Raw genomic sequence first — 15,265 nt, forward strand, 5'->3', positions numbered from 1 at the left:
ACGTTTTCATAAAAATTGCTGCAAACAAAAATGTCATACTTTTTGCGCGGCCCCACCCCGCGCTTTTTTTTGCCTGTTATTTACCCTGTAAAAAAATATGTACATGAGAAATTACTATAAAAATTTGTAATATTAGTAAAACTCGTTATTTTTATGCATGTTTATATTCATCATACAATTATATAACCATTTCCCGGTATCGCTTTGCTTTAGCGAGAACTGGTCTTTTATTCGCACTCAGGAGTACATGTATGAGGATTTGCAGCGACCAACCTTGTATTGTTTTATTGACTGAAAAAGATGTCTGGATAAGGGTGAATGGGAAAGAACCTATTAGCCTTAAAGCTAACCATATGGCGTTATTAAATTGTGAAAATAATATTATCGACGTCTCCTCTCTTAACAACACTTTGGTTGCTCATATTAGTCACGACATCATCAAAGATTACCTCCGGTTTCTGAATAAAGATCTCTCGCAAATACCAGTATGGCAACGTAGCGCTACGCCCATTCTCACCCTGCCATGCCTGACACCAGACGTCTTTCGCGTTGCCGCGCAACACAGCATGATGCCCGCAGAAACTGAGTCAGAAAAGGAACGAACACGCGCATTATTATTCACTGTGCTATCCCGTTTTCTCGACAGTAAAAAATTCCTTTCACTAATGATGTATATGTTACGTAATTGTGTAAGTGACAGCGTTTATCAAATTATTGAAAGCGATATCCACAAAGACTGGAATCTTAGTATGGTAGCCAGTTGTTTATGTCTTAGCCCGAGTCTGTTAAAGAAAAAGCTGAAAAGCGAAAACACCAGTTATAGCCAAATAATCACCACCTGCCGCATGCGTTATGCCGTAAATGAATTAATGATGGACGGTAAAAATATCTCTCAGGTATCACAGTCCTGCGGCTACAACAGTACGTCGTACTTTATTTCTGTCTTTAAAGACTTCTACGGTATGACGCCTCTGCATTATGTTAGTCAGCACAGAGAACGCACTGTCGCCTGATTTTTAACCTTAACGAAGAGCTATATTAATAACGGCATCAGCGATAACCCGGTCGATAATAATTCAACTATCGAATGCAGGCGTATGATATGACGTAATTTATTGTCACGAAGCTCGCCTTCGCAGGAGTTTAATTATGTCTTCGGATGCTGATGCTCACAAAGTGGGCTTAATCCCCGTCACCCTGATGGTGTCGGGGAATATTATGGGGTCAGGTGTTTTTCTGTTACCTGCAAACCTGGCCTCCACTGGCGGGATTGCCATTTATGGATGGTTGGTGACGATTATCGGTGCGCTGGGGCTCTCGATGGTATACGCCAAAATGTCGTTCCTCGACCCAAGTCCTGGTGGTTCTTACGCTTACGCCCGCCGCTGCTTTGGGCCGTTTCTCGGTTATCAAACCAACGTCCTCTACTGGCTGGCCTGCTGGATCGGCAATATCGCCATGGTGGTCATTGGCGTAGGTTATTTAAGTTACTTCTTCCCGATTCTGAAAGATCCATTGGTATTAACCATCACCTGCGTCGTGGTGCTGTGGATCTTCGTCCTGCTGAATATTGTCGGTCCGAAAATGATCACCCGCGTGCAGGCCGTTGCCACCGTGCTGGCGCTGATCCCCATCGTCGGGATTGCCGTATTTGGCTGGTTCTGGTTCCGTGGTGAAACCTATATGGCGGCATGGAACGTCAGCGGCCTGGGCACCTTCGGCGCGATTCAAAGTACCCTTAACGTTACGCTGTGGTCGTTCATCGGTGTGGAAAGTGCCTCCGTTGCCGCAGGTGTGGTGAAAAACCCGAAACGCAACGTCCCTATCGCCACCATTGGTGGGGTATTGATTGCCGCCGTTTGCTATGTGCTCTCCACCACCGCGATTATGGGGATGATCCCTAATGCCGCACTGCGCGTTTCTGCCTCGCCATTCGGTGATGCCGCACGGATGGCGTTGGGTGACACCGCCGGGGCCATTGTTTCCTTCTGCGCAGCTGCGGGTTGCTTAGGTTCACTGGGCGGCTGGACGTTGCTGGCGGGTCAAACGGCGAAAGCCGCTGCCGATGACGGACTGTTCCCACCGATTTTTGCCCGTGTAAATAAAGCGGGTACGCCAGTGGCAGGGCTGATTATCGTCGGTATTTTGATGACCATCTTCCAGCTCAGTAGCATTTCGCCAAACGCGACCAAAGAGTTCGGTCTGGTTTCTTCCGTGTCGGTCATCTTTACACTGGTGCCATATCTTTACACCTGTGCGGCGTTACTGCTGCTCGGCCACGGTCACTTTGGTAAAGCACGCCCGGCATATCTGGCAGTTACTACCATTGCCTTCCTCTACTGCATCTGGGCCGTGGTGGGGTCCGGGGCGAAAGAGGTTATGTGGTCATTTGTCACCCTGATGGTCATCACCGCCATGTATGCGCTGAATTACAACCGGCTGCATAAAAACCCGTATCCCTTAGATGCACCAATAAGCAAAGATTAATTCCCCTTAATCCAGCAAACATAAAAGCCAACCTTAAGAACTTAAGGTTGGCTTAATTTTGCTTTGCGAGCATATGCGCACTTTGTTCGATGGAAACACCGTGATGTTGAAGCGCCTACTAAAAAGACCCTCTTTGAATTTACTCGCCTGGCTATTGTTGGCCGCTTTTTATATCTCTATCTGCCTGAATATTGCCTTTTTTAAACAGGTGTTGCAGGCGCTGCCGCTGGACTCGCTGCATAACGTACTGGTTTTCTTGTCGATGCCAGTCGTCGCCTTCAGCGTGATTAATATTGTCCTGACACTAAGCTCTTTCTTGTGGCTTAATCGACCGCTGGCCTGCCTGTTTATTCTGGTCGGCGCGGCTGCACAATATTTCATAATGACTTACGGCATCGTCATCGACCGCTCGATGATTGCCAATATTATTGATACCACTCCGGCAGAAAGTTATGCGTTGATGACACCGCAAATGTTATTAACGCTGGGATTCAGCGGCGTGCTTGCTGCGCTGATTGCCTGCTGGATTAAAATCAAACCCACCACCTCACGCCTGCGCAGCGTTCTTTTCCGCGGGGCCAATATTCTGGTTTCTGTACTGCTGATTTTGCTGGTCGCCGCACTGTTCTACAAAGACTATGCCTCGCTGTTCCGCAACAACAAAGAGCTGGTGAAGTCCTTAAGCCCCTCAAACAGCATTGTTGCCAGCTGGTCATGGTACTCCCATCAGCGACTGGCAAATCTGCCGCTGGTGCGAATTGGAGAAGACGCGCACCGCAACCCGTTAATGCAGAACGAGAAACGTAAAAATTTGACCATCCTGATTGTCGGCGAAACCTCACGGGCGGAGAACTTCTCCCTCAACGGCTACCCGCGTGAAACTAACCCGCGGCTGGCGAAAGATAACGTGGTCTATTTCCCTAATACCGCATCTTGCGGCACGGCAACGGCAGTTTCAGTACCGTGCATGTTCTCGGATATGCCGCGTGAGCATTACAAAGAAGAGCTGGCACAGCACCAGGAAGGCGTGCTGGATATCATTCAGCGAGCGGGCATCAACGTGCTGTGGAATGACAACGATGGCGGCTGTAAAGGTGCCTGCGACCGCGTGCCTCACCAGAACGTCACCGCGCTGAATCTGCCTGGTCAGTGCATCAACGGCGAATGCTATGACGAAGTGCTGTTCCACGGGCTGGAAGAGTACATCAATAACCTGCAGGGTGATGGCGTGATTGTCTTACACACCATCGGCAGCCACGGTCCGACCTATTACAACCGCTATCCGCCGCAGTTCAGGAAATTTACCCCAACCTGCGACACTAACGAGATCCAGACCTGTACCAAAGAGCAACTGGTGAACACTTACGACAACACGCTGGTTTACGTCGACTATATTGTTGATAAAGCGATTAATCTGCTGAAAGAACATCAGGATAAATTTACCACCAGCCTGGTTTATCTTTCTGACCACGGTGAGTCGTTAGGTGAAAATGGCATCTATCTGCACGGTCTGCCTTATGCCATCGCCCCGGATAGCCAAAAACAGGTGCCAATGCTGCTGTGGCTGTCGGAGGATTATCAAAAACGGTATCAGGTTGACCAGAACTGCCTGCAAAAACAGGCGCAAACGCAACACTATTCACAAGATAATTTATTCTCCACGCTATTGGGATTAACTGGCGTTGAGACGAAGTATTACCAGGCTGCGGATGATATTCTGCAAACTTGCAGGAGAGTGAGTGAATGAAAATTCTGATTGTTGAAGACGATACGCTGTTATTGCAGGGATTGATTCTGGCGGCACAAACCGAAGGCTACGCGTGCGATGGCGTGACAACCGCGCGGATGGCGGAACAAAGCCTTGAGGCCGGTCATTACAGCCTGGTGGTACTGGATTTAGGGTTACCCGACGAAGATGGACTGCATTTTCTCGCCCGTATCCGGCAGAAAAAATACACCCTGCCGGTACTGATCCTCACCGCTCGCGATACGCTGACCGACAAAATCGCCGGGCTGGATGTCGGTGCCGATGACTATCTGGTGAAGCCTTTTGCGCTGGAAGAGTTACACGCCCGTATCCGCGCCCTGCTACGACGCCATAATAATCAGGGCGAAAGTGAGCTGATTGTTGGCAATCTGACGCTGAATATGGGTCGCCGCCAGGTATGGATGAGCGGAGAAGAACTGATTCTGACGCCCAAAGAATATGCTCTGCTGTCGCGCCTGATGCTTAAAGCAGGCAGCCCGGTGCATCGGGAAATTCTCTACAACGACATCTATAACTGGGACAATGAACCCTCGACCAACACCCTGGAAGTGCATATCCACAATCTGCGCGACAAAGTGGGCAAAGCCCGTATCCGCACCGTGCGCGGCTTTGGCTATATGCTGGTCGCAAATGAGGAAAACTAATTGAATCTGATGCGTTTTCTGCGCCGACCAATATCGCTGCGCCAACGGCTGATATTGACCATTGGGGCCATTTTGTTGGTGTTTGAGCTGATCAGCGTCTTCTGGCTATGGCATGAAAGTACCGAGCAGATTCAGCTGTTTGAGCAGGCGCTACGCGACAATCGCAACAACGATCGCCACATCATGCGTGAGATCCGCGAGGCGGTCGCCAGCCTGATCGTCCCCGGCGTCTTTATGGTCAGCCTGACGCTATTTATCTGCTATCAGGCGGTACGCCGCATCACCCGGCCGCTGGCGGAGCTGCAAAAAGAGCTGGAAGCGCGCACCGCCGACAACTTAACGCCTATTGCCATTCACAGCGCCACCCTCGAAATCGAAGCGGTGGTTTCGGCGTTGAACGATCTGGTCAGTCGCCTGACCAGCACGCTGGATAACGAAAGGTTGTTTACCGCTGACGTCGCGCACGAACTGCGAACGCCACTGGCGGGGGTGCGTTTGCATCTGGAACTGCTGGCGAAAACGCATCACATTGATGTAGCACCGTTAGTGGCTCGACTTGATCAGATGATGGAGAGCGTCTCCCAGCTGCTGCAACTGGCGCGTGCCGGACAGTCATTTTCTTCCGGGAATTATCAACATGTAAAACTGCTGGAAGATGTCATTCTCCCCTCGTATGACGAACTCAGTACCATGCTCGACCAGCGACAGCAAACCCTGCTATTGCCAGAGAGCGCCGCCGACATCACCGTTCAGGGTGATGCAACCCTGCTGAGGATGTTATTGCGAAACCTGGTAGAAAACGCCCATCGTTACAGCCCGCAAGGCAGCAACATTATGATTAAGCTGCAAGAAGATGGCGGAGCGGTCATGGCCGTTGAAGATGAAGGACCGGGTATTGATGAGAGTAAATGCGGGGAGTTGAGTAAAGCGTTTGTACGTATGGATAGCCGTTATGGCGGGATTGGTCTGGGGTTAAGTATTGTCAGCCGCATTACACAGTTGCATCACGGGCAGTTTTTCCTGCAAAACCGGCAAGAGACTTCCGGCACGCGGGCCTGGGTACGGCTGAAGAAAGATCAGTACGTGGCAAACCAGATATAAAGAAAGCTGCTGACCACCAGCACGCTGAACACGGTAGTTAAACTTTCATAAACACGGTTTTTCATTGCACTCTCCTCCGTTAACCTGGAGGAGAGTATGCGCGTCAGAGATTAAGTGAACCTTAAGACTTCAATTGGCCTGATAAGACAGCGTCACATCAGGCCATCCGTTTCAGCTTATTCATCAATTCGCGGATGTTGCTGCACCAGGCGGGTACGTTTCGCCTGCAAATCGGCAATCTCGTGGTCAATATCATCGATTTTCTGCTCGATATTATCGTAATGCTCGACGAGAATTTCCTTCGCTTCCTGTATATCTGACGCCGCCGGTGTCGCACCTTTCAACGGACGATTCGCCGTCTCTTTCATGGTTACGCCGGTGATTAAACCAACCACCGCCACTACCATCAGGTAATAGGCAGGCATCATCAGATTCTGCGAGCTTTCGACCAGCCAGGCCGCCAGTGTTGGCGTCAGACCGGCAACCAGCACCGAAATATTAAATGCCGCCGCCAGCGCGCTGTAACGGATATGCGTCGGGAACATCGCTGGCAAGGTAGAAGCCATAACGCCCGTAAAGCAGTTAAGGATCACCGCCAGCATCAGTAACCCGGCAAAAATCAGGCCGATGACGTTACTGTTAATCAGAATAAACGCCGGGATCGCCAACACAAACAGTGCAACACTACCAAGAAGCACAAACGGACGACGGCCAAAACGGTCACTCAGCAAGCCCATCACCGGCTGGACAAACAGCATACCGATCATAATGGCGATAATAATCAGCACCCCGTGGTCTTCGGAGTAATGCAGGTTATGCGACAAATAACTCGGCATATAGGTCAGCAACATGTAGTAAGTCACGTTGGTGGCAATTACCAGACCAATACATGTCAACAGGCTGCGCCAGTGTTTGGTGGCAATCTCTTTAAACGAGACTTTCGGGCCATCCTGCAAACCTTCGCGGTCGCCCTGTTCCAGTTTATCAACATGCTGCTGGAACGCCGGAGTCTCTTCCAGCGCATGGCGCAGGTAAAGCCCGATAATCCCTAACGGCAGAGCAATAAAGAACGGAATACGCCAGCCCCAGTCGAGGAAGTTCGCTTCGCCGACAATGGTCGAAATTAACACCACCACGCCCGCACCCAGCACAAACCCGGCAATAGAACCGAAGTCCAGCCAGCTGCCCATAAATCCACGTTTACGGTCAGGGGAGTATTCCGCAACAAATATCGACGCCCCGGTATATTCACCGCCGACCGAGAAACCTTGTGCCATCTTACAGATCAACAGCAGAATCGGTGCCCAAATACCAATCGTGTCGTAGGACGGTATTAAGCCAATACAGAACGTACTGATCGACATAATCACAATAGTGATAGCGAGGATCTTCTGGCGACCATATTTATCGCCCAACATACCAAAGAAGAGTCCGCCAAGCGGTCGAATCAGAAAGGGAACGGAGAAAGTGGCAAGTGCAGCAACCATCTGCACGCTGGGGTCAGCCCCCGGGAAAAAAACTTTACCTAATGCGTAAGCAACAAAACCATAAACACCAAAATCGAACCATTCCATTGCATTACCCAGTGATGCTGCGGTAATGGCTTTACGCAGTTTACCGTCATCAATAATGGTGACATCACGAAGGGTAATCGGTTTTACTTTTTTCCTTTTCAGCATAGCTTTCCTCGCAGAGTTGGCCCATTTCCGCAAACGCCAGAAAAATCAGCGCGACGGCCGCAAAAGGGGAGCGGGAATTGCAGGATGCAATCTCTGTAACAAGCGTAGCGGGTTTGCTTACACCCTCCGGTTAAGGAATGTACAATCAAACCAGTTGACGCCTGAATTGGGCAGTTAATGACCTTTTTACCCTACCAGTGTTTAAATTTGTGATCAACTTCACACATGTATTTCGTTTAGGACTCATTGGTGTAACTGATTATTTACACCAGATTTACAGAGAAGATTTCCTCGACCATTGCCCCCGCCAGACGCTGCGCTGAACAGAGTCGTGGCATCCCCAGTGCGACAGTTCGCCAGCGTTGGGTCACTGACCAGCAAACGGGTTGTTTATCTGCCGTGGACCACTTTCCCAGCCAACTTAAAAAATCAGCATGATCCCCGCCCGTCGGAATGGTCGAAGAGGCAAACCACTGATGGTAATAGTGACGCGTGGTCGGTGCCGCATTGATACTCTCTGCCAAATGTTGTGTCGCTTTCACGCGCAAATCACCCAGCAACAACGCCACCGCTTGCGGGCTTCCCAGACGGCAGGCATCGCCAAATGCCCCCCAGCGCAACTCCTCCAGAACGATAAAACAGCGCCCAGGCAACGACCAGGCGTTATACGCCCCAGCACGCCAGCGGGTAAAAATTTGCTCGCTCTGTTCACCCGCCTGCACCAGTAGGCCTCGTTGCGTTAACGCCTTTTCCTTCCAGCGACAACGGGCTGAAAACCACTCATACAAGGCGGCAATTTGCTGGGGGAGCTCCGGGAAAGCAGAGTGCTGGCGGTGATCCATTTTTTGCAGCAGCGCCAGATGCTGCGCGATCTGCGTCAGCGCCAGATGACCGGGATCCAGCATCGACGCCAGTTTTTCCACCAATGTCAGACGCAGGCTAAGCGGCGCATTTAACATCCCGCCGTTCGTCCATGCCTGAAGCTGCACACGCGCAAGAAGTTCCTGCATCAGTCGTTCACGAAACTGCTGCTGATGGGCTTGTGGATGGCGGGCATCATCGCCCTGCGCCAGATCCACTAAAAAGCGCGGATGAACCGACTCCAGCACGCGACCGGGGCCGTCCAGTAACGTCTTGATCAATATCGTTCTGCCGTGAAAAGTGTTTGAATATCATCGCGTAACAGCTGAGCGTCGGTGTAAATCCAGCTGTGAGTCATCACAGCCTGCTGCAATTGCTGCTGCATCAGCCTGACCACCGATTCATTTTGTTGACGCAGAGCCAGGCTTTCGCGTAAACGCGTCTGTAATTCCGTCAAACATGAAGCGAACTCAGCGAAAAAAGTATTCATGCCTGCCGTAACAGATTCATCGACCTGCTCTGCCAGAACTTTAGCCATTTGTTGGCAATAAAGATCGACTTCTGCGCTTAATGCTCGTTGCAACACACTGTAATCAACCGTCTCTGTCGGGGATTTCTCATTTCCCCGTCCCCAGTCGGGCTGATTCAACCAGCGCGAAAAAGTCTCACGCACAACGCCTAAACGCGTGCTCTGCTCGTCCGTTGCTTCCTGGCGCGAAATGACTTCACTGAACAGCTGGCGAGTGTTGAAGTGGGGAACTGCGCCGTGAAAAACAGGAAAATGAAACCCAGGACGAAACCCTGACTCGCTCAATTCCATTTTGACTTGTTGCTCAATGGGGCGAATAACATCGGTTAACACCCGGCAAAGGGTGGATTCCAGCTCGGCAAAACGCAGCGTAAAGTCGCGACTGATGGTGTTCTGCGCCGTCTGTAACAGTGTCTCACAGCGGGTACGAATCTCGCTTAACGGCTCCGAATCATCCTGAAACAAGGCGGCTAACTGCGCATTCACCGCATCTTGCTGTTGACGCAGAAAGTAGTTGGCGGAGGTCAGGGCCAGCTCGATTTCATGTTTAATTTCGCCGCTCACCTGCGCCTGATTGAGTTGCAATAGCTGCAAACTTTCTTCGATCTGATGGATATTTTGCCGCAATTGTTCACAAGCGACGTTTAACCCGTGCGCACGAAAATCCAGGTATTCCCGCGCCTGCTGCGCGTAATTCAACAGTTTATGCGCGGCAGATCGCAGAGCATACAACGAGGCGTTAGCGTAAGCGGCATGAAGCAACGCCTGAATTGGCTTGGCGAACAACGAATCTTCCCACAACTGATCGGCAGCATGACGAATATGTTCGAGGTCCGCCAGATCGGCATGACGCCAGCGCCTGCCGAGCGCGGCATGGGCAAAATCTTCCACCCAGCGTTGTTGCTCTGGCGGTGGTAACTTACCGTTGTTGGCTAACTCATGGCGCGCCCGATTCGCCAGGTAGCCCCACATCGACGACACCGGAAATATCTGCTGTGGCGTAATACAGCCTTTCATCAGCGTCCCGGAAATCAGTGCCCGCACCTGGTCGGCGTCGTCACTGTTACGATCCTGTTGATCGAACTTATTGACCAGCACATACAGCGGCACCGATTGCCCCACCGCCAAAATCGCCTCACGGACCTCTTCATCGGAGATCGATTTCAGTTGCGTATAATCCAGCACCGCCAGTACCGCCGAGGCGCGTGCCAGCTGCTGGTTAAGCATTTTTTGCAGATGCGGTTGCCCGGCTTCATTTGGCCCGGGGGTATCCAGTAACGTCAATTGACCGGGATAACTCTCCAGCCCCGCCAGATGGACAAACTCCACTTCAATCACGGGAATATGCTCAATGGCGGCGTAAGCAGAAAAAGGAAAATCGACGTCCAGCGCCTTCGCCAGTCGCACCAAATCATTCAAACTTTTCAGACAATGAAAAATAGGCTGGGCACCCAGATAATATTTTTCGAAAGCGACGCCATTTTCGATCCGCTGCATAAGCGCACGCATATCTTTATCTATTTCCAGCACATCGGTCAGATGCTTAATATCGCAATCACGCAGGCGCTGTTGTAATTTTTGAATTAAACAATCGATTGGCGCGACATGTGAAAAATGCAGTACCGGTTCCTTTTGCCCGGGCATATGGCGAATAAGCGTCGGCAGCGCAGTCATTGGGCGATTACGATTAGGCAAAACCTCCGTACCAACAATGGCATTAATGGTGGTTGATTTCCCTGCTTTCATGGTACCGACAATCGCCAGCACCATTTCCAGTCGGGAAATTTTACGCAACTCATTATTCAGCATCGCGTGACGTTCGGCGATATTAGGCTGACTCCAGGGTAAAGCCAGTTGTGGCACATCGTCTCCGGGGACAGAGAGAGGCATTTTTTCCAGTAACTGCAACTGTTGGCGAGAAAGCTGTAACAGGCGTTCAGCCTCCTGACTTAACTCATACAGGGTCTGTGTGTACATAGAAAATTCTTCCTTAAAGCAAATTTTGTTACTTTTATTTAGCCAGATTGTTTTTGAGTTCTGTTTTCGGCTTTTATAATTACTGCAAGAAATAATTTTATATTTAGAGTGTTGTTTTTTATTAGAATAAATAACGTATTCCGATACGTTTAAAACGTCAGAAAGATAAAAATATCATTTGAATTAAAAAAAGAACAAGTAGAGCATTAACCTTATCTTAAATAATAAATGGAGGCAAAAAGATTATTTTCTTTTTGCGTTTCCTTTCAAATGAAAACGATCGTCGTCTAAAATCAGCAGTACCCCCGACAAACTCAGGGATTTTGTGTATAATTGCGGCCTTTTTCGGCAATCTGCCGTTTTTTGGCGCTTTTGCCCTGCTGACTTTTGAGGAAATCCACATGTCATTACCACACTGCCCAAAATGCAACTCCGAATACACCTACGAAGATAACGGCATGTACATCTGCCCGGAATGTGCCTACGAATGGAACGACGCAGAACCTGCACAGGAAAGCGACGAGCTGATCGTTAAAGATGCTAACGGCAATCTGCTGGCTGACGGCGACAGCGTTACCATCATTAAAGATCTGAAGGTGAAAGGTAGCTCTTCGATGCTGAAAATTGGCACCAAAGTGAAAAACATCCGCCTGGTTGAAGGCGACCATAACATCGATTGCAAAATCGACGGTTTTGGTCCGATGAAACTGAAATCTGAGTTTGTGAAAAAGAACTGATTGTATTGTGATCGGTAAGCCGGATAAGGCGCTCGCGCCGCATCCGGCAACGATGCCGACTGCCTGATGCGACGCTGACCGCGTCTTATCAGGCTTCCCTCTCATCTGTATAAATTTCGAACTACACTTAACTGGCTTCTCTTAACTGAGGTCACCATCATGCCGTTAAGTCCCTACCTCTCTTTTGCCGGTAACTGTTCCGACGCGATTGCCTATTATCAACGTACGTTGGGCGCGGAACTGCTCTATAAAATCAGCTTCGGCGAAATGCCGAAATCAGCGCAGGACAGCGCCGAGAACTGCCCTTCCGGAATGCAATTTCCCGATACCGCCATCGCTCATGCCAATGTGCGCATTGCCGGAAGCGACATCATGATGAGCGATGCCATGCCGTCAGGAAAAGCCAGCTACTCCGGCTTTACGCTGGTGCTCGATTCGCAACAGGTCGAAGAAGGAAAACGCTGGTTTGATAACCTTGCAGCTAACGGAAAAATCGAAATGGCCTGGCAGGAAACTTTCTGGGCGCATGGCTTCGGCAAAGTCACCGATAAATTTGGCGTACCGTGGATGATTAATGTCGTCAAACAACAACCAACGCAATAATCCGCCGGGAGGCCCGCCCTCCCGCACTGTCATCGAAATCTCGTTAACTCTTCATCCGTTAGTCACTTTTAGTTAACAAAATCGTCACAATAATCCGCCACGATGGAGCCACTTTTTTAGGGAGGCTGCATCATGCAAACGATTATCCGTGTCGAGAAGCTCGCCAAAACCTTCAATCAGCATCAGGCGCTGCACGCGGTTGATCTGAACATTCATCACGGTGAAATGGTGGCTCTGCTTGGGCCGTCGGGTTCCGGCAAATCCACCCTTTTACGTCACTTAAGCGGTTTGATTACCGGCGATAAATCTGCCGGTAGCCATATCGAGCTGCTGGGCCGCACAGTCCAACGCGAAGGCCGCCTGGCCCGCGATATCCGCAAAAGCCGCGCCAACACCGGCTACATCTTCCAACAATTCAACCTGGTGAATCGCCTGAGCGTACTGGAGAACGTGCTGATTGGCGCGCTCGGCAGCACGCCATTCTGGCGCACCTGTTTTAGCTACTTCACCCGCGAGCAGAAACAGCGCGCGTTACAGGCGCTGACCCGCGTTGGCATGGTGCACTTTGCCCATCAGCGCGTTTCCACCCTCTCCGGCGGACAGCAGCAGCGTGTGGCGATTGCCCGTGCGCTGATGCAGCAGGCGAAGGTGATTCTGGCCGATGAACCCATCGCCTCGCTGGACCCGGAATCAGCGCGCATCGTGATGGACACCCTGCGCGACATTAACCAGAACGACGGCATTACCGTGGTCGTCACGCTGCATCAGGTGGATTACGCCCTGCGCTACTGCGAACGCATCGTCGCCCTGCGCCAGGGGCACGTCTTCTACGACGGCAGCAGCCAACAGTTTGATAACGAACGTTTTGACCATCTCTACCGCAGCATCAACCGCGTCGAAGAAAACGCGAAAGCTGCCTGACATCCCCATCATTGAGGAAAACGAATGAACGCTAAGATAATTGCCTCGCTGGCCTTCACCAGCATGTTCAGCCTCAGCACCCTGTTAAGCCCGGCGCACGCCGAAGAGCAGGAAAAGGCGCTGAATTTCGGCATTATTTCAACGGAATCACAGCAAAACCTGAAACCGCAATGGACGCCGTTCTTACAGGATATGGAGAAGAAGCTGGGCGTGAAGGTCAACGCCTTCTTTGCCCCGGACTACGCGGGCATTATCCAGGGAATGCGCTTCAACAAAGTGGATATCGCCTGGTACGGCAATCTGTCAGCGATGGAAGCGGTGGATCGCGCCAATGGCCAGGTCTTCGCCCAGACGGTCGCGGCGGATGGATCGCCGGGTTACTGGAGCGTGTTGATCGTCAACAAAGATAGTCCGATCAACAACCTGAACGATCTGCTGGCGAAGCGTAAAGATCTCACCTTCGGCAATGGCGATCCTAACTCCACCTCTGGCTTCCTCGTCCCCGGCTACTACGTCTTCGCCAAAAACAATATCTCCGCCAGCGACTTCAAGCGCACCGTCAACGCCGGGCATGAAACCAACGCGCTGGCCGTCGCCAACAAGCAGGTGGATGTGGCGACCAACAACACCGAAAACCTCGACAAGCTGAAAACCTCCGCGCCAGAGAAGCTGAAAGAACTGAAGGTGATCTGGAAGTCGCCGCTGATCCCAGGCGATCCGATCGTCTGGCGCAAGAATCTTTCCGAAACCACCAAAGACAAGATCTACGACTTCTTTATGAATTACGGCAAAACGCCGGAAGAGAAAGCGGTGCTGGAACGCCTGGGCTGGGCCCCGTTCCGCGCCTCCAGCGACCTGCAACTGGTGCCGATTCGCCAGCTCGCACTGTTTAAAGAGATGCAGGGCGTGAAAAGCAATAAAGGGCTGAATGAGCAGGACAAGCTGGCAAAAACCACCGAGATTCAGGCGCAGCTGGATGACCTGGACCGCCTGAACAACGCGTTAAGCGCGATGAGTTCGGTGAGTAAAGCGGTGCAGTAATGTGCTCGATCGGTCCCCTCTCCCTTGAGGGAGAGGGTTAGGGTGAGGGGGAAATGCGCACGCTGATGCCCTCACCCCGGCCCTCTCCCACAGGGAGAGGGAGAAAACATTAAACGGAGCAATATATGCAAACCATCACCATCGCCCCACCCAAGCGCAGCTGGTTCTCGCTTCTGAGCTGGGCCATTGTTCTCGCCGTGCTGGTCGTCTCGTGGCAGGGCGCGGAAATGGCCCCGCTCACGCTGATTAAAGACGGCGGCAACATGGCGACGTTCGCCGCCGACTTCTTCCCGCCCGATTTCAGCCAGTGGCAGGATTACCTCACCGAAATGGCCGTCACGCTGCAAATCGCCGTCTGGGGCACCGCGCTGGCGGTGGTTCTCTCCATCCCCTTCGGTCTGATGAGCGCCGAAAACCTGGTGCCGTGGTGGGTTTACCAGCCCGTACGCCGCCTGATGGACGCCTGCCGCGCCATTAACGAGATGGTCTTCGCCATGCTGTTCGTGGTCGCCGTCGGTCTCGGTCCGTTCGCTGGCGTACTGGCGCTGTTTATCCACACCACCGGCGTGCTCTCCAAACTGCTTTCCGAAGCGGTAGAAGCAATTGAACCCGGCCCGGTGGAAGGTATTCGCGCCACCGGTGCCAACAAGCTCGAAGAGATCCTCTACGGCGTGCTGCCGCAGGTGATGCCGCTGCTGATCTCCTACTCCCTCTATCGCTTCGAATCCAACGTCCGTTCGGCCACCGTTGTTGGCATGGTCGGCGCGGGCGGGATCGGCGTCACCCTGTGGGAAGCTATTCGCGGTTTCCAGTTCCAGCAAACCTGCGCCCTGATGGTGCTGATTATCGTCACGGTCAGCCTGCTGGATTTCCTCTCTCAACGGTTGCGTAAGCACTTTATCTGATAAGCGAGGCAT

At 51.6% G+C, this 15,265-nt stretch carries 14 protein-coding genes; 10 read left to right on the forward strand and 4 right to left on the reverse strand.

Annotated features, from left to right (window positions below):
• The first annotated feature begins 251 nt into the window (after positions 1-251).
• The 5 genes from adiY (at position 252) to pmrB (ending at position 6,000) form a co-directional block, all read left to right on the forward strand.
• Positions 252-1,013: a DNA-binding transcriptional activator AdiY gene (adiY, locus tag ACJHWK_RS03300; RefSeq protein ID WP_001217059.1), complete on the forward strand. Its 762-nt coding sequence runs from the start codon at positions 252-254 to the stop codon at positions 1,011-1,013.
• 136 nt (positions 1,014-1,149) lie between these two features.
• On the forward strand, positions 1,150-2,487 hold the full coding sequence (gene adiC, locus ACJHWK_RS03305) for an arginine/agmatine antiporter (RefSeq protein ID WP_000093154.1): 1,338 nt from the start codon (positions 1,150-1,152) through the stop codon (positions 2,485-2,487).
• Positions 2,488-2,590: 103 nt separating this feature from the next.
• The gene (gene eptA, locus ACJHWK_RS03310) at positions 2,591-4,234 is read left to right on the forward strand and encodes a phosphoethanolamine transferase EptA (protein ID WP_001522258.1); all 1,644 of its coding nucleotides are present in this window, start codon (positions 2,591-2,593) and stop codon (positions 4,232-4,234) included.
• A complete protein-coding gene (gene basR / locus ACJHWK_RS03315; RefSeq protein ID WP_000697919.1) occupies positions 4,231-4,899 on the forward strand; it encodes a two-component system response regulator BasR in 669 nt (222 codons plus the stop codon). Before eptA ends, basR begins: the two co-directional genes overlap by 4 nt.
• Positions 4,900-6,000 carry a two-component system sensor histidine kinase PmrB gene (gene pmrB, locus ACJHWK_RS03320; RefSeq protein WP_001052138.1) on the forward strand — a complete coding sequence of 367 codons (1,101 nt, stop codon included), beginning with the start codon at positions 4,900-4,902 and terminating at the stop codon, positions 5,998-6,000.
• On the opposite strand, the gene pmrR is transcribed toward pmrB, so the two are convergent.
• The 4 genes from pmrR to crfC form a co-directional block, all read right to left on the reverse strand.
• Complete coding sequence (gene pmrR, locus ACJHWK_RS03325; RefSeq protein WP_000797657.1) at positions 5,976-6,065, reverse strand: LpxT activity modulator PmrR; 90 nt, start codon at positions 6,063-6,065, stop codon at positions 5,976-5,978. The genes pmrB and pmrR overlap by 25 nt on opposite strands.
• Before the next feature lie 111 nt (positions 6,066-6,176).
• On the reverse strand, positions 6,177-7,679 hold the full coding sequence (proP, locus tag ACJHWK_RS03330) for a glycine betaine/L-proline transporter ProP (protein ID WP_001305708.1): 1,503 nt from the start codon (positions 7,677-7,679) through the stop codon (positions 6,177-6,179).
• 263 nt (positions 7,680-7,942) lie between these two features.
• A complete protein-coding gene (locus tag ACJHWK_RS03335; RefSeq protein ID WP_001522256.1) occupies positions 7,943-8,821 on the reverse strand; it encodes a YjcZ-like family protein in 879 nt (292 codons plus the stop codon).
• Positions 8,818-11,046 carry a clamp-binding protein CrfC gene (gene crfC, locus ACJHWK_RS03340; protein WP_147706739.1) on the reverse strand — a complete coding sequence of 743 codons (2,229 nt, stop codon included), beginning with the start codon at positions 11,044-11,046 and terminating at the stop codon, positions 8,818-8,820. The genes ACJHWK_RS03335 and crfC overlap by 4 nt, the downstream gene beginning before the upstream one ends.
• A 401-nt stretch (positions 11,047-11,447) precedes the next feature.
• Between crfC and ACJHWK_RS03345 the strand changes: the two genes are divergently transcribed.
• The 5 genes from ACJHWK_RS03345 (at position 11,448) to phnE (ending at position 15,253) form a co-directional block, all read left to right on the forward strand.
• Positions 11,448-11,783, forward strand: coding sequence for a zinc ribbon domain-containing protein YjdM (locus ACJHWK_RS03345; RefSeq protein ID WP_001300891.1), 336 nt, complete (start codon positions 11,448-11,450; stop codon positions 11,781-11,783).
• Between the two features lie 159 nt (positions 11,784-11,942).
• Complete coding sequence (gene yjdN / locus ACJHWK_RS03350) at positions 11,943-12,386, forward strand: VOC family metalloprotein YjdN (RefSeq protein WP_001131339.1); 444 nt, start codon at positions 11,943-11,945, stop codon at positions 12,384-12,386.
• A 132-nt stretch (positions 12,387-12,518) separates the two neighbouring features.
• Positions 12,519-13,307 carry a phosphonate ABC transporter ATP-binding protein gene (gene phnC, locus ACJHWK_RS03355; RefSeq protein ID WP_001193403.1) on the forward strand — a complete coding sequence of 263 codons (789 nt, stop codon included), beginning with the start codon at positions 12,519-12,521 and terminating at the stop codon, positions 13,305-13,307.
• Between the two features lie 24 nt (positions 13,308-13,331).
• Entirely contained in the window at positions 13,332-14,348 is a 1,017-nt protein-coding gene (phnD, locus tag ACJHWK_RS03360; protein WP_000992002.1) for a phosphonate ABC transporter substrate-binding protein, read from the forward strand.
• A gap of 125 nt (positions 14,349-14,473) precedes the next feature.
• Entirely contained in the window at positions 14,474-15,253 is a 780-nt protein-coding gene (gene phnE, locus ACJHWK_RS03365) for a phosphonate ABC transporter, permease protein PhnE (RefSeq protein WP_001193496.1), read from the forward strand.
• Positions 15,254-15,265 lie beyond the last annotated feature (12 nt).

The sequence above is a fragment of the Escherichia sp. WS547 genome (assembly GCF_046486065.1).
Classification (GTDB): domain Bacteria; phylum Pseudomonadota; class Gammaproteobacteria; order Enterobacterales; family Enterobacteriaceae; genus Escherichia; species Escherichia coli.

What these genes read in the sequence shown, in the direction of transcription:
- adiY (WP_001217059.1), top strand. Translation starts at nt 252, where the DNA reads ATGAGGATTTGCAGCGACCAACCTTGTATTGTTTTATTGACTGAAAAA.
- adiC (WP_000093154.1), top strand. Translation starts at nt 1,150, where the DNA reads ATGTCTTCGGATGCTGATGCTCACAAAGTGGGCTTAATCCCCGTCACC.
- eptA (WP_001522258.1), top strand. Translation starts at nt 2,591, where the DNA reads ATGTTGAAGCGCCTACTAAAAAGACCCTCTTTGAATTTACTCGCCTGG.
- basR (WP_000697919.1), top strand. Translation starts at nt 4,231, where the DNA reads ATGAAAATTCTGATTGTTGAAGACGATACGCTGTTATTGCAGGGATTG.
- pmrR (WP_000797657.1), bottom strand. Translation starts at nt 6,065, where the DNA reads ATGAAAAACCGTGTTTATGAAAGTTTAACTACCGTGTTCAGCGTGCTG.
- proP (WP_001305708.1), bottom strand. Translation starts at nt 7,679, where the DNA reads ATGCTGAAAAGGAAAAAAGTAAAACCGATTACCCTTCGTGATGTCACC.
- crfC (WP_147706739.1), bottom strand. Translation starts at nt 11,046, where the DNA reads ATGTACACACAGACCCTGTATGAGTTAAGTCAGGAGGCTGAACGCCTG.
- ACJHWK_RS03345 (WP_001300891.1), top strand. Translation starts at nt 11,448, where the DNA reads ATGTCATTACCACACTGCCCAAAATGCAACTCCGAATACACCTACGAA.
- yjdN (WP_001131339.1), top strand. Translation starts at nt 11,943, where the DNA reads ATGCCGTTAAGTCCCTACCTCTCTTTTGCCGGTAACTGTTCCGACGCG.
- phnC (WP_001193403.1), top strand. Translation starts at nt 12,519, where the DNA reads ATGCAAACGATTATCCGTGTCGAGAAGCTCGCCAAAACCTTCAATCAG.
- phnD (WP_000992002.1), top strand. Translation starts at nt 13,332, where the DNA reads ATGAACGCTAAGATAATTGCCTCGCTGGCCTTCACCAGCATGTTCAGC.
- phnE (WP_001193496.1), top strand. Translation starts at nt 14,474, where the DNA reads ATGCAAACCATCACCATCGCCCCACCCAAGCGCAGCTGGTTCTCGCTT.